Source organism: Streptococcus agalactiae (genome assembly GCF_949788565.1).
Taxonomy (GTDB): Bacteria; Bacillota; Bacilli; order Lactobacillales; family Streptococcaceae; genus Streptococcus; species Streptococcus agalactiae.
In genome coordinates this window covers 1,899,567-1,914,228 of sequence record NZ_OX460931.1, presented here as the reverse complement: position 1 = coordinate 1,914,228, position 14,662 = coordinate 1,899,567, and the positions used below count along the sequence as shown (strand labels likewise).

Genomic DNA, 14,662 nt, shown 5'->3' with positions numbered 1-14,662 from the left:
AGGCACATGATTAAGATTTATACTATTTCAAGTTGCACAAGTTGTAAAAAAGCAAAAACTTGGCTAAATGCTCATCAACTTCCATATAAAGAACAAAACCTAGGTAAAGAATCACTAACACGTGATGAAATTTTAGAAATATTAACAAAAACTGAAAGTGGTATTGAAAGTATCGTTTCTTCTAAAAATCGTTATGCTAAGGCGCTCAATTGTAATATTGAGGAGTTGAGTGTAAATGAAGTTATTGATCTTATTCAAGAAAATCCACGTATTTTAAAGAGTCCAATTCTAATTGATGACAAACGTCTTCAAGTAGGTTATAAGGAAGATGATATTCGTGCTTTTCTACCTCGCTCTATTCGTAACGTTGAAAATGCAGAAGCTCGTCTTCGTGCAGCACTTTGAGCTTTAGATAAGCATAAGTGAGAGTCACACGATAACCTGTAAAAATCACCTATAAGGTAGGGAGTAAAGAAATCAAAGAATCACCTCTTGGTTTCTTGTGCTCCCTTTTTGATTTTCTAATATAGTGTTTATCAATTTCTTGTACAAATACTTTATTTAAGTTATAATAAGTGAAAGAATTAAAGGAAAGAAGGTGTAGGTATGGGATTTACAGATGAAACTGTTCGTTTTAGATTAGATGATAGTAACAAAGTAGAAATTAGTGAAACATTAACAGCTGTTTATCGTTCATTAGAAGAAAAAGGTTACAATCCCATCAATCAAATTGTTGGTTACGTATTGAGTGGGGACCCTGCTTATGTACCTCGTTACAATGATGCTCGCAATCAAATTCGTAAATATGAACGTGATGAGATTGTAGAAGAGCTCGTTCGTTATTATTTACAAGGAAATGGAATAGATTTGTAATGAGAATAATGGGACTTGACGTCGGCTCGAAAACTGTTGGCGTTGCAATTAGTGATCCACTCGGTTTCACTGCACAAGGTCTTGAAATCATTAAGATTGATGAAGAATCTGGAAATTTTGGTTTTGACCGCTTAGCAGAGTTAGTAAAAGAGTACAAAGTTGATAAATTTGTAGTTGGTCTACCTAAAAATATGAATAATACAAGTGGTCCTCGTGTAGAGGCTAGTCAGGCATATGGTGATAAAATCACTGAATTATTCAATCTTCCAGTTGAATATCAAGATGAACGTCTAACGACTGTTCAAGCAGAGCGTATGCTAGTTGAGCAAGCTGATATTAGTCGTGGTAAGCGTAAGAAAGTTATCGATAAATTAGCAGCTCAACTAATCTTACAAAATTATTTAGACCGCATGTTTTAAGCATTCGGCATAAAAAGGAGAAACAATGGCACATAATCATAACCACGATCATAACCATGAACATCAACATGAAGTAATCACTCTTGTAGATGAGAATGGGAACGAAACACTTTTTGAAATCCTACTAACTATTGATGGACGTGAAGAGTTTGGCAAAAACTATGTTCTCCTCGTTCCTGCAGGTGCAGAAGAAGACGAACAAGGTGAAATTGAGATTCAAGCTTACTCATTTACAGAAAATGCCGATGGAACTGAAGGAGACCTTCAGCCTATACCAGAAGATTCAGATGCAGAATGGGACATGATTGAGGAAGTTTTCAACAGCTTTCTAGATGAAGAATAATATTGAAGCGATTGAGCAATTGTTCAGTCGTTTTTTTTTCGAATAATAATAGTGATGATGTAGTAAAAGGAGGTGATGTTAATGTCAGATACTCAGCTAACATTAGAAGAACAAGAATTTCTCAAACAATATATGTCTAGAAAATACCACTACTTTAGGGATATTATTCGTTACGGTCAAGTGTTGGCTAAATTGACTAAATAAGGTTTTCTGATATACTGGTAGTATGTAAATATGAGGAGAAAAATAGTGGTAGAAAACCTAGAAAAACCAATTGGAGTGAGCTATAAAAATAGCCCATCAATGAGTAAACGAACGGCTATCAGAATGAAGAAATCTAGTCGATTTTCAATTTTACTATATAGTGTTTTGTCAACTCTCTTAGCAATTGCAAATCCTTTATTGACTTATTTTGCAAATGGTTTGCAGACTCAGAATCTCTATACAGGTTTGATGATGACCAAAGGACAGATCCCTTATAGTGATGTTTTTGCTACAGGAGGATTTTTATACTATGTAACGATTGCTCTAAGTTACCTTTTAGGGTCTAGTATCTGGTTACTTATTGTACAGTTTATTGCTTACTATGTATCTGGAATTTATTTTTATAAATTAGTTTATTATGTGGCACAAAGTGAAATTGTCTCGATAGGCATGACGTTGATTTTCTATATAATGAATATTGTCTTAGGATTCGGTGGTATGTACCCAATACAGTGGGCATTACCTTTTATGCTCATTTCGCTATGGTTTTTAATTAAATTTTGTGTCGATAATATCGTTGATGAAGCATTTATATTTTATGGTATTTTAGCAGCATTCTCACTATTTATAGATCCCCAAACACTGATTTTTTGGCTTTGCTCTTTTGTTCTCTTAACAGCAACCAATATTAAGCAAAAGCAGTCACTACGAGGATTTTATCAGTTTTTATGCGTTGTTTTTGGTATGATTTTAATTGCTTATACTGTTGGTTACTTTATGTTTAATCTACAGATTATCTCTTCTTATATTGACAAAGCTATTTTTTACCCCTTTACGTATTTCGCTAGGACAAACCATTCATTCCTTCTTAGTCTAGCAATTCAAATTGTTGTCCTTCTAGGGTCAGGTTGTCTCTTTGGACTATGGGATTTTATTCAAAATCGTAAAAAAGCATCTTATCAAATAGGCTTGAACTTTATTGCCTGTATTTTTATTATTTACGCTATAATGGCCATTTTTTCAAGAGATTTTAACCTTTACCACTTTTTACCTGCTTTACCATTTGGTCTTTTGCTAACGAGTAATAAAATTACTATTCTTTACCAAAAAGTGATTGACAGGCGTTCACATAGACGTCAGTATTTCTCTGGTAAATCTCTTATCGTAGACCTTTTTGTAAAGAAAACATATTATTTGCCCCTCTTACTAGTTTCCTTATCGATAGGGTTACTTGTTTATAATACTTATCAAAATGTTACTCTTAGTAAAGAAAGGCGTGACATTTCACATTATTTGACTACAAAAATTGATAGAGATGGTAAGATTTATGTTTGGGACAAAGTTGCTAGCATTTATAGCCAGACTCGGTTAAAATCTGCTTCTCAATTTGTTTTGCCACATATTAATACAGCGCAAAAAAATAATGAGAAAATTTTGAAGGACGAGCTGCTTCAGCATGGGGCTAAATACTTTATCTTAAATAAAAATGAGAAGTTACCAAATGAACTGAAATCTGATATTAAGAAGCACTACCAAGAAGTTCCTCTATCAAATATCACTCATTTTGTTCTATATCGTTTCAAATAGATTAAAAAATCAATATATTGTGTCTGAGCAAAAAACTTGACACAATATATTGATTTTTTTTCTTTGCATGCTATAATTGTCACTGGAGGATATTTCACATGATGGTATTGGAAAGAGAACGATTTATGACAGAATCTGATATCAAAGTGATTAAACGTGACGGGCGTTTGGTCAGCTTTGATAAGTATAAAATCTACACGGCTCTATTAAAAGCTAGTAATAAAGTTATCAAAATGTCTCCTTTAGTTGAGGCTAAACTTGAGATGATTGCAGATCATGTCATCGCTGAGATCTACAATCGTTTTAAAGATAACATCAAGATATATGAAATACAAAATATCGTTGAACATAAATTATTGGAAGCTAATGAGTACGCTATTGCACAAGAATATATCAATTATCGTACCCAACGCGATTTTGAGCGTTCACAGGCTACAGATATCAATTTTTCTATTGGAAAATTAATTAATAAGGATCAAACTGTTGTTAATGAGAATGCTAATAAAGACTCTGATGTGTTTAATACCCAACGTGATTTAACAGCAGGTATTGTAGGGAAATCAATTGGTCTGAAAATGTTACCTTCTCATGTAGCAAATGCACATCAAAAGGGTGATATCCATTATCATGATTTAGATTACAGCCCATACACTCCCATGACAAATTGCTGTTTAATCGATTTTAAGGGAATGCTTGCAAATGGTTTTAAGATTGGTAATGCAGAAGTTGAGAGTCCAAAATCTATTCAGACAGCAACTGCTCAGATTTCACAGATTATTGCGAACGTTGCTTCAAGTCAATATGGTGGCTGTACAGCAGATCGCATTGATGAGTTTTTAGCTCCTTATGCACAGTTAAATTATCAAAAACATTTAAAAGATGCAAAAGAATGGGTTATTGAAGATAAACAAGAAGACTATGCGCGCGCTAAAACACAAAAAGATATATATGATGCCATGCAATCTTTGGAGTATGAAATTAATACTTTATTTACTTCAAATGGGCAAACGCCATTTACTTCGCTTGGTTTTGGATTAGGAACTAATTGGTTTGAACGAGAAATTCAAAAAGCGATTTTGAAAATTCGGATTCAAGGTTTAGGAAGCGAGCATCGTACTGCTATTTTTCCAAAATTAATTTTTACGCTTAAAAAAGGTCTTAATTTAGAAGAAGATAGCCCCAATTATGATATTAAACAATTAGCATTAGAGTGTGCGACAAAACGGATGTATCCAGATGTCCTTTCTTATGATAAAATTATTGACTTAACGGGCTCTTTTAAAGCCCCTATGGGCTGTCGTTCTTTCCTACAAGGGTGGCGAGATGCAAATGGTCAGGATGTAACATCTGGTCGTATGAATCTTGGAGTTGTAACAGTTAATCTACCGCGTGTTGCCATGGAGTCTAACGGTGATATGGATAAATTCTGGGAGATATTTAATGAACGTATGAGTATTGCTAGAGATGCCTTGGTTTATCGTGTGGAACGTGTCAAAGAGGCTATCCCAGCAAATGCGCCCATTCTTTACCAGTATGGAGCATTTGGAGAACGTTTAGGAAAATATGACAATGTTGATCGACTCTTTAATCACCGCCGTGCAACGGTGTCTCTTGGTTATATTGGTTTATATGAGGTGGCGAGTGTTTTTTATGGTGGTGACTGGGAAGATAACCATCAAGCTAAAGCATTTACTGTAGACATCGTTCGTAAGATGAAGCAGTTATGTGCAGATTGGTCTGATGAGTATGATTATCATTTTTCAGTTTATTCGACACCATCGGAGAGCTTGACTGACCGGTTTTGTCGTTTAGATACTGAAAAATTTGGTATAGTAACTGATATTACTGATAAGGAATACTACACTAATTCATTCCATTATGATGTGCGTAAGAATCCAACACCTTTTGAAAAACTAGATTTTGAGAAAATCTATCCTGAAACGGGTGCATCAGGAGGATTTATTCACTACTGTGAATACCCTGTTTTGCAACAGAATCCAAAAGCTTTAGAAGCAGTTTGGGACTATGCTTATGATCGGGTAGGTTATCTAGGTACTAATACACCGATTGATAAGTGTTACCAATGTCAATTTGAAGGGGATTTTACACCGACAGATCGAGGTTTTACTTGTCCAAATTGTGGTAACAGCGACCCTAAGACAGTAGATGTTGTCAAACGTACATGTGGTTACTTAGGTAATCCACAGGCTCGTCCGATGGTTAATGGTCGTCATAAGGAAATCTCTGCTCGTGTAAAACATATGAACGGATCAAGTATTAAAAATCAAGGTAATTAATTAAAACCTCTGGTCTATTATATGTTAAAATAAGAAGATAAAATAGAAGGAGTTATTAAGATATGGGGAAATACCAATTAGATTACAAAGGGCAAGCACAAGTACAGAAGTTCCATGAGAAGCACTCTACTGGAGAGAATGCTAATCAAAAATCACGTCTAAAAGATTTAAGGAAACAATTTTTGGAAAGGGCAAAGAAAAAATAGAAGGAGGATGCTATGTTGCAACTTGGAATTGTCGGTTTAGGAGGTATTTCACAGAAAGCTTATCTACCTTATATGCGTCAAGTGACAGGTGTGCACTGGCATCTTTTTACACGCCAAAAACAGATTTTAGAAGAAGTTAATATGCTTTTTGGTTCTTCTACAGCTTATGACAGTTTAGATAGTCTAGCCGAGCATCCTTTGGATGGAGTCTTCATTCATGTCGCGACTAGTGCTCACTTTGATATAGCAAAGCTTTTTTTAAAAAAGGGTATTCCAGTTTTTATGGATAAGCCTTTGACAGAAGATTATACTTCAACTAAAGCATTGTATGATTTGGCGAAGGATCATAAAACATTTTTAATGGCAGGTTTTAATCGTCGCTTTGCACCACGTATTATGGAAATGAAAAAAGTAGAAGATAAAAACCATATTCGCACCTTTAAAAATGCTGTCAATGCACCAGCGGATTTTCAATATAAGCTTTTTGATATGTTTATCCATCCTTTAGATACGGCGCTATTTTTGACAAATAATGTTGTTAAAAGAGGATACTTTGTGACTAAACGTGATGGGAATAAGATATTACAAGTATCAGTAACACTAGAAACAGACAGTGAGATAATAGAAGCAAGCATGAACCTGCAGTCGGGGTCTCGTCGAGAAATAATTGAAATAGAGTCGCCAGAAGTAACCTATTCATTAGATGATTTGTCAAATCTTTCTGTTATTGATGGCTTTGACCGTCGTGCTATCGGTTTTGGTTCTTGGGCAAGCACTCTAGAGAAACGTGGTTTTGAACCAATGATTGATGCTTTTATTCAAGCTATCACTACAGGTGTCAATCCTATATCACCAAAGTCTAGTTTATTGAGTCATTTTATTTGTGACCAGATTAATAAAGCGAATGCTCCTTTTGGAATGCTTAACTTGAAGATAATGGAATAGGAAACAATATGAAATTACGGCGCCCAGTGTTAGAAGATAAAGAAGAAATTTTAGCCATGTATAAAGAGTTTCAAAAAGAAAGTAGTTCAATGGATGGTGGTTTTTATGAACCAACTACGCATTTTGAAGACTGGCTAGATCATAACCTAAATATGGAGTTAGGGATAGGTGTTCCTGATAATTTTGTTCCATATATTCAGTTTGTGTCTTTTGACAATGACAATAATGCTATAGGTTTCTTAAATTTACGTTTAAGACTAAATGATACTCTTTTAGAAAAAGGTGGACATATTGGTTATTCCATACGACCTCGCCAGCGTGGTAAAGGTTATGCTAAAGAACAGTTGAAGCTAGGAATTGAGCAAGCACATCTAAAAAATATCAATGAAATACTTGTGACATGCCATGTAGACAATGATGCCAGCAAGTCAGTAATATTAGCTAACGGTGGTATTTTAGAAGATTGTCGTCATCAGATAGAGCGTTATTGGATAACCTAAAATAGTACTTTAAGATAATAATAAAAAGACCAGTTAGTTCTGGTTCTTTTCATATCAATAGAGAGGTTAGAAATGTCAGAAGAAGCAAGTTGGAATACTCCAAAGCCTGGGGAGTGGAAAAGCGAAGAATTAAGTCATGGCCATATCATTGATTATAAAGCTTTTAATTTTGTAGATGGTGAAGGTGTTAGAAATTCACTCTACGTAGCTGGATGTATGTTCCACTGTAAAGGGTGTTATAATACTGCTACATGGTCCTTTCGAGCCGGAATCCCTTATACAAAAGAGCTTGAAGATCAAATTATGACAGATTTAGAACAACCTTACGTCCAAGGTTTAACGTTATTAGGTGGAGAGCCGTTCTTAAATACAGGTATTTTGTTGCCACTTCTTCAGCGTATCCGACGTGAATTGCCAGAAAAAGATATTTGGTCATGGACGGGGTATACTTGGGAAGAAATGATGCTGGAGACTCAAGATAAATTGGAGATGTTATCTTTGATTGATATTTTAGTGGATGGTAGGTTTGATCAAAGTAAGCGAAATTTAATGCTACAATTTAGAGGATCTTCAAATCAAAGAATCATTGATGTACAAAAATCTTTAAAAGAAGGTGAAGTCGTGATTTGGGAAGGATTAAACGATGGTGACAATAGTTATGAACAAGTCAAACGAGATGATTTACTTTAGTGTCAAAAATTAACTTTTAAATAGAAATTGAAAGTTATGTTTATCCACAGCTTGTTTATAAGTATTTGACAGTCTGTGACAAGATGTTGACGTTTATTATTGTTAATTTAACAAGTATTTTTGAAATCTAAAGGTATATACAATGACATTAATGTTAAGTAATCAACTTTATATAAACAGATTATCCTCTGTCTATCCCCATAGTTATCCACAAGTTGTTGATAACAATTATTTTTTGTTAATATTATTTGAAACCTTGATATAGAGAGGTTTTTAGACCTTACAAGTTTGTCAAAAAGCAAGAGATACGATTATCTCTTGCTTTTTGTGTGAATAAATTGTGGATAAATAGTTACTTAAGTTTGTTTTTTAACAAAAGTTAATTGCTTAGAGTCTGAGAGTTCATTATCATAACAGAAGCCATCAAAGCGTAATTGCTTTAAGTGTTCTAGAGTTTGGCAATTATTTTCCATCATAGCAGTTAAACACTTTCCTCTTGCTTTTTTTGATATGGTAGAGTGGGTTTTTAATTGGCCATCTCGATCTTCAATAAAGTTAAGATGTATTAGTTTTTGACGCTCTTTAGGAGAAAAGACGGTTTCAAATTCATTAGAAAGCAAAGAAACCATAATGTTATCTGACTGCATAAAAGTATCGTAATTTTCACGCCAAAAAACTTTAAGAGAGTTATTGTTGATTTTGATTTTAGTGTTAAAATCTAAACGATGAGGGGATATTAGTGTCATAGCAGGAATGATGCCATAAAGAGCACTAGTAATAAAAACAGAATTTTCCATAAATTGTGCTTCACTTATGGATAAGTTGTGCCTTTTGATATTGCGGTACATAAGACCGTTGAATAACTTAATAGCAGGATTCAGAGTAAGTTGTTTAGATTTAAAATCTTGCCATCTTTGAGCCTCACAACGAGCTGCACTTGTATTAATTCTGTAGATATCCTCTAAGTCTGAAACAGTTAAAGTAGAAAAATAATCAATTATAATTTTCGTTTGAGCACTCAGTTTAGGTCTTGCAATGTTTTGACACACTTTCATTTCTTTTGCAGTTGGGATCAAAATTTTTATCATATTGACATTATGTAAAATGAAGAGGCAAAAGTCAAGTAATGGTTAATTCTCTGGTTTTAGAACAACTTTAATTCGGATGCCATCAAAATCTTCAATAATATAATAATGATCTTGTTTTTCAAGGAAAGTCAGTTGGTAAAGTTGCGCTTTTTTTAAGCTATCTCTAAAAAGGTTGTCATCATTGTAAGCAATTGTCAATAAGGAAATTCCGGGTCTATCTTCTTGGTTTTTAGAAAGATTTGGACCAGCCCAATTATTAAAGGCTAGATGATGATGGTAGTTGCCGGATGCAATCCAACGAGCTGTCGGGATTGCAAATTTCTCATCAAAGCCAAAAACATTTTGATAGAGTTTTGAGCTAATCTTAGCATCTTTAACACTCAAATGAATATGACCAATACGAGTTTTTTCAGAAAGCTTATAATTATTAGGAACGTTGACAAGGCTGTCAAGTAAATTGTCAATATCTAGTCTTTCAGTAATACCAATAATTTGTCCACTCTCTCTGATATCCCACATAGAGATATCCTTATCATTATAAATTTCGATTCCATTACCTTCAGGATCACTTAGATAGATAGCATTGCTATAGCCATGGTCAGCTCCACCCTCTAGAGGGATATGCTGAGATAATAAATGATTTAGAGCTAGACTGAGATGGTATTCATCTGGTACTAAAATAGCAGTGTGATAAAGGCCATAGGTACTATGCTTTTCAAGTTCAGTTTTTTCAAGGATAATAAGAGGGATTTTTTGATTTACCCCTAGTAAGGCTCTAGTGCTTGATTTGTCAATAACAGTTAACCCAATGATATCGCTATAGAAGTTTACGAGGTTTACGAGGTCATTTACTTTCAAGGTGATTGATTCAATGGAATGATTGGCTTTGTATGGATACGGCATAGTTAATCCTCCTATTATTACTATATAGTAACATATTACACCGTTCATTGAGAGAAATAAACTAATTTGTTTTGAAATATAGCTTATATTAGTAGTCTCATTAGACCAGACGAAGTTTATTTGCGAAACAAAAATTTAAGTGTTAGACTAAAGTAAGCGCGTACAATTATATTTTGGAGGATAATATGGTGAGGCTAATATTTAGTGATATTGATGGTACTTTAATTAACAGTAATTTTAAAGTAACACCTAAGACACGGCAAGGAATTAAACAAATAGTAGCTCAAGGGGCTACTTTCGTTCCCATATCAGCTAGGATGCCTGAGGCAATTACTCCGATTATGGAACAAATTGGAATAGATTCTTATATTATTTCCTATAATGGGGCTTTAATACAAGATATGCAACAAAATACAATTGCTTCCCACACAATGGATGGTCAAGTTGCCTTACAAGTTTGTTCTTATGTAAGCAAGCATTATTCGAAAATTGCATGGAATGTCTATCGTTATCATGAATGGTATTCCTGTGATAAAGAAAATGAGTGGGTCCAAAAAGAGGAGGAGATTGTTGGTTTACAATCTAAAGAGATGAGTTTGATGGAGTTAGAGAAGCAAGATAGGATTCATAAACTTCTCTTGATGGGAGAACCATCTCTGATGGGAGGATTGGAGAACACTTTGAAAGCTCAATATCCACATTTATCAATCGCACAATCTGCTCCTTACTTTATTGAAATAATGGCTCCAGGTATTGAAAAAGGAAAATCTGCTAAAACTTTAGCAGACTATTTAGATATTTCTCTTGCAGACTCTATTGCGTTTGGTGATAACTATAATGATTTAAATCTGCTTGAAATTGTGGGTAAAGGTTTTGTCATGGCGAATGCTCCTAAAGATTTACAAGAGAGAATTGGAAATGTAACTCAGGATAATGATAACGATGGTATTTATTATGCTTTAGTAGAGTATATGGAAAATAAAGGATAGCAAATCTAAATTTCCTTAAAAGCGTGTTATATCAACGAATGACTGTTATTTAAATTATCTATCTAACAAGAATTTTCAAAAAAATCAAATTTAACTATTGACAATTATTTTTAAATGACGTAAACTTATAGGCAACCATAAACAAGGAGAGAATAATATGTTAATCAAATCGTCTATTATTAAACAAACAAATACTTATTATTACTTTAGTTTCTTTAGATAGACGTTTGTAGCCTCAAGGATACAAACGTCACGCAAAGTTTGTATCTATGAAGCTAAAGCATTTTATGATGAAAGCAGAGCCGATTAGATCATTTCAATAATCTAGTTGGCTAAGGCAATATTTTTTCGTCCTCCCGTGCACAGAGGAATTGAGAGAAATAATTAACCAACTAGATGTAGGGTCTAGTTGGTTTTTTGTTTTATGGAAAATTTGATGGTATTACAAGGAGATAGTAATGAAAAAAATAACAAAGATGGTAATTGGCAGCGTTTTAGCAACTGTTCTGATGACAGCTTGTTCACAATCTTCTCAAAATGGTCAATCTGATGTTCTACATATTGGTATTTTACAATATGTAGAACATCCCTCTCTAACTGCCACTAGAAAAGGATTTATAAAAGAATTAGCTAAAGAAGGCTATAAAGATGGCAAAAATATCAAAATTGAGTATAAGAATGCTCAAGGGGATCAGTCAAATATCCAATCAATTTCTGAAAAACTCATTAAAGATAATAAATTAGTATTGGGAATTGCGACTCCGGCGGCTCAATCGTTGACAACTGTGTCAACAGAAACACCTATTTTGTTTACAGCAGTGACAGATCCGGTATCAGCCGAATTAGTAAAATCAATGAAAAAACCTGAAGGTTTAGCAACTGGTACAAGTGACATGTCTCCAATTAAAAAGCAAGTATCCCTTTTGAGAAAAGTAATGCCTAAGGCTAAACGTGTTGGTATTATGTATACCACTAGCGAGCGTAACTCAGAAGTTCAGGTAAAACAAGCAAAAAAGATCTTCCAAGAGGCGGGGATTAAAACAAGTGTTAAAGGCATTTCTTCCACTAATGATGTACAAGATACTGCTAAGAGTTTAATGTCTAAAACAGATGTTCTTTTTGTACCAACAGATAATATTATAGCTAGCTCAGTAACGCTGTTAGGGAATTTATCGAAAGAATTAAAAGTGCCTGTTGTGGGAGGTTCAGCAGATATGGTACCAAGTGGTTTGCTCTTTTCTTATGGGGCTGATTATGAGGCTTTGGGTCGTCAAACGGCAAGACAAGCTGTTAAAATCCTCAAAGGTAAAGACGTCGCTAACATTCCTTCAGAATATCCTCAAAATCTAAAAGTAGTAGTTAATGAAGATATGGCAAAAGAGCTTGGAATTGATGTTTCAAGTATTAAAAATAATAAATAATCAGAAAGGTATTGTATGTTAGATATTATCTTATCCGGAATTTCGCAAGGATTACTTTGGTCAATTATGGCAATTGGCGTGTTTATCACTTTTCGTATCTTAGACATAGCCGATCTCTCTGCAGAGGGTGCTTTCCCTATGGGGGCTGCAGTTTGCGCCTTATGTATCGTTAATGATATTAATCCAATTGTGGCTACCATAGCGGGCATGTTAGGTGGTATGTTGGCAGGACTAGTATCGGGTTTTCTTCATACTAAAATGAAAATACCAGCCCTCCTCACAGGTATTATTACGTTGACAGGACTTTACTCTATTAATTTACTTGTTTTAGGAAGATCAAACGTCTCTTTTGCTCTCAAAAATACTTTGGTTACAATGGTAACAAGATTAGGTTTAAATAAACTTTCAGCAGTTTTATTAATTGGAATTGTTTGTGTAGGTTTGGTTATCTTAATTTTGTATCTCTTTTTAAATACCCAACTAGGATTAGCTTTAAGAGCGACAGGTGATAATGAGGCTATGGGACAAGCCAATAGTATTAAAGTAGATCGGATGAAAATGCTAGGATATATGATTGGGAATGGTCTGATTGCTTTATCTGGTGCACTTTTAGCGCAAAATAATGGCTATGCAGATTTGAATATGGGAGTGGGTACAATCGTTATTGGATTAGCTTCAATTATCTTGGCAGAAGTAATGATAAAATACTTACCTCTTGGTAAAAGGTTATGGTCAATTGTATTAGGTTCTGTTTTATACCGTATGATTATTGTTTTCATATTAACAACCGATATTGATGCACAGATGATAAAGTTGGTTTCAGCAATTTTGTTGGCTCTCATTTTGTATGTCCCAGAATTACGAGCTAAATTAGGAGTAAAAACCTCTAAATCGCTTACAAAGGAAGGATAAGAACATGTCATTACTTGAATTAGTCAATCTGCACAAAACTTTTGAAAAAGGAACTGTCAATGAGAACCATGTTTTACGTGGTTTAGATTTAACGATTGAAGACGGTGATTTTATTTCAGTAATTGGAGGTAACGGTGCAGGAAAATCAACCCTCCTTAACTGTATTGCTGGTCTGATCCCTATTGATCAGGGGGCAATCACATTAGACAACCAATCAATTACTAAAGACTCTGTAGAAAAACGATCTAAGGATATTAGTCGAGTCTTTCAGGATCCTAGAATGGGAACTGCAACAAATTTGACGATTGAAGAAAATATGGCAATTGCACATAAAAGAGGCAATAAGCGTCACATTTTTAGACAGTCAGTGACTGACGATGACTGTCAACTATTTAAAAAGTCTCTATCACAATTAGGTCTAGGCTTAGAAAATCGAATGAAGACTGATGCTGCATTTTTATCTGGCGGTCAGCGTCAAGCCCTCACGTTAGCTATGGCAACTCTTGTTCGTCCCAAATTATTATTACTGGATGAACATACAGCGGCTCTAGATCCCAAAACTAGCGATATGGTTATGGAATTAACACAGAAAGTGATAGAAGAACAACGATTGACAGCCTTAATGATTACACACAATATGGAACATGCCATTGCTTATGGTAATCGTCTTGTGATGCTCTACCACGGGAAAATTGTTGTTGATGTTAAAGGAGAAGCAAAGAGAAACTTAACAGTTGCAGAATTAATGGAACTTTTCCATAAAAACTCAGGTCAACAGTTGATAGATGATGCCCTTGTCTTAGGTTAAAATATAAATTTCTCTAGTGAATGGACAGGATAACTAGGGAAATTTTTCTTGTTTGAAACATGCCTTTTCTCTTGACTAATTCTGACCAAGTGATAGAATAGTTTTTGTAGTTAGCACTCTCTGTATGGGAGTGCTAAAAAATCAAAATATATCTCGTATGGAGGTTCGTTTATTATGTTAAAACCATTAGGTGATCGTGTGATCATTTCGTTTGTTGAAACTGAAGAGAAATCTGTCGGTGGTTTTGTTCTTGCAGGAGCAAGCCATGATGCGACAAAGACAGCCAAAGTTCTTGCTGTGGGTGACGGTATTCGTACCTTAACAGGGGAATTAGTTGCACCTAGTGTTGCAGAGGGTGATACTGTTTTAGTCGAAAATGGTGCTGGTCTGGAAGTTAAAGACGGTAACGAAAAAGTGACAGTTGTTCGCGAAAGTGACATTGTTGCTGTCGTTAAATAGGTTTTATTAAGCAAGAAA

General features: G+C 34.5%; 18 protein-coding genes. 16 read left to right on the top strand and 2 right to left on the bottom strand.

What is annotated here, in order from left to right:
* The first annotated feature begins 6 nt into the window (after positions 1-6).
* From spx to nrdG, 11 genes are all read left to right on the top strand, one after another.
* Positions 7-405, top strand: coding sequence for a transcriptional regulator Spx (gene spx, locus QOR44_RS09690; RefSeq protein WP_000591161.1), 399 nt, complete (start codon positions 7-9; stop codon positions 403-405).
* 201 nt (positions 406-606) lie between these two features.
* Positions 607-873: an IreB family regulatory phosphoprotein gene (locus QOR44_RS09685; RefSeq protein WP_000507056.1), complete on the top strand. Its 267-nt coding sequence runs from the start codon at positions 607-609 to the stop codon at positions 871-873.
* Positions 873-1,292 carry a Holliday junction resolvase RuvX gene (gene ruvX, locus QOR44_RS09680; RefSeq protein WP_001222109.1) on the top strand — a complete coding sequence of 140 codons (420 nt, stop codon included), beginning with the start codon at positions 873-875 and terminating at the stop codon, positions 1,290-1,292. Before QOR44_RS09685 ends, ruvX begins: the two co-directional genes overlap by 1 nt.
* A 25-nt stretch (positions 1,293-1,317) precedes the next feature.
* Positions 1,318-1,635: a DUF1292 domain-containing protein gene (locus QOR44_RS09675; protein ID WP_000940932.1), complete on the top strand. Its 318-nt coding sequence runs from the start codon at positions 1,318-1,320 to the stop codon at positions 1,633-1,635.
* 81 nt (positions 1,636-1,716) lie between these two features.
* Positions 1,717-1,839: a hypothetical protein gene (locus QOR44_RS09670; RefSeq protein ID WP_001285711.1), complete on the top strand. Its 123-nt coding sequence runs from the start codon at positions 1,717-1,719 to the stop codon at positions 1,837-1,839.
* A gap of 45 nt (positions 1,840-1,884) precedes the next feature.
* On the top strand, positions 1,885-3,426 hold the full coding sequence (locus QOR44_RS09665) for a membrane protein (RefSeq protein ID WP_000230040.1): 1,542 nt from the start codon (positions 1,885-1,887) through the stop codon (positions 3,424-3,426).
* A gap of 98 nt (positions 3,427-3,524) precedes the next feature.
* The gene (gene nrdD, locus QOR44_RS09660; protein WP_000989500.1) at positions 3,525-5,723 is read left to right on the top strand and encodes an anaerobic ribonucleoside-triphosphate reductase; all 2,199 of its coding nucleotides are present in this window, start codon (positions 3,525-3,527) and stop codon (positions 5,721-5,723) included.
* A 62-nt stretch (positions 5,724-5,785) separates the two neighbouring features.
* Positions 5,786-5,929 carry a hypothetical protein gene (locus QOR44_RS09655; protein ID WP_000521646.1) on the top strand — a complete coding sequence of 48 codons (144 nt, stop codon included), beginning with the start codon at positions 5,786-5,788 and terminating at the stop codon, positions 5,927-5,929.
* A 12-nt stretch (positions 5,930-5,941) separates the two neighbouring features.
* Entirely contained in the window at positions 5,942-6,874 is a 933-nt protein-coding gene (locus QOR44_RS09650; RefSeq protein ID WP_000939688.1) for a Gfo/Idh/MocA family protein, read from the top strand.
* A gap of 8 nt (positions 6,875-6,882) precedes the next feature.
* Entirely contained in the window at positions 6,883-7,374 is a 492-nt protein-coding gene (locus QOR44_RS09645) for a GNAT family N-acetyltransferase (protein WP_000776872.1), read from the top strand.
* A 72-nt stretch (positions 7,375-7,446) separates the two neighbouring features.
* Complete coding sequence (nrdG, locus tag QOR44_RS09640; RefSeq protein WP_001287943.1) at positions 7,447-8,064, top strand: anaerobic ribonucleoside-triphosphate reductase activating protein; 618 nt, start codon at positions 7,447-7,449, stop codon at positions 8,062-8,064.
* Between the two features lie 356 nt (positions 8,065-8,420).
* On the opposite strand, the gene yaaA is transcribed toward nrdG, so the two are convergent.
* Positions 8,421-9,152 carry a peroxide stress protein YaaA gene (gene yaaA, locus QOR44_RS09635; RefSeq protein ID WP_000590607.1) on the bottom strand — a complete coding sequence of 244 codons (732 nt, stop codon included), beginning with the start codon at positions 9,150-9,152 and terminating at the stop codon, positions 8,421-8,423.
* A gap of 42 nt (positions 9,153-9,194) precedes the next feature.
* The gene (locus QOR44_RS09630) at positions 9,195-10,055 is read right to left on the bottom strand and encodes a VOC family protein (protein ID WP_017647263.1); all 861 of its coding nucleotides are present in this window, start codon (positions 10,053-10,055) and stop codon (positions 9,195-9,197) included.
* 185 nt (positions 10,056-10,240) lie between these two features.
* Between QOR44_RS09630 and QOR44_RS09625 the strand changes: the two genes are divergently transcribed.
* The 5 genes from QOR44_RS09625 (at position 10,241) to groES (ending at position 14,644) form a co-directional block, all read left to right on the top strand.
* Entirely contained in the window at positions 10,241-11,044 is an 804-nt protein-coding gene (locus QOR44_RS09625) for a Cof-type HAD-IIB family hydrolase (protein ID WP_000251910.1), read from the top strand.
* 458 nt (positions 11,045-11,502) lie between these two features.
* Positions 11,503-12,465, top strand: coding sequence for an ABC transporter substrate-binding protein (locus tag QOR44_RS09620; protein ID WP_283572698.1), 963 nt, complete (start codon positions 11,503-11,505; stop codon positions 12,463-12,465).
* Between the two features lie 15 nt (positions 12,466-12,480).
* Positions 12,481-13,377 (top strand): ABC transporter permease, encoded by an 897-nt coding sequence (locus QOR44_RS09615; protein WP_000884162.1) that lies wholly within the window; start codon positions 12,481-12,483, stop codon positions 13,375-13,377.
* A 4-nt stretch (positions 13,378-13,381) separates the two neighbouring features.
* Positions 13,382-14,185: an ABC transporter ATP-binding protein gene (locus tag QOR44_RS09610; RefSeq protein ID WP_000054428.1), complete on the top strand. Its 804-nt coding sequence runs from the start codon at positions 13,382-13,384 to the stop codon at positions 14,183-14,185.
* A 174-nt stretch (positions 14,186-14,359) separates the two neighbouring features.
* Positions 14,360-14,644, top strand: coding sequence for a co-chaperone GroES (groES, locus tag QOR44_RS09605; RefSeq protein ID WP_000917302.1), 285 nt, complete (start codon positions 14,360-14,362; stop codon positions 14,642-14,644).
* The last annotated feature ends 18 nt before the right edge of the window (positions 14,645-14,662 follow it).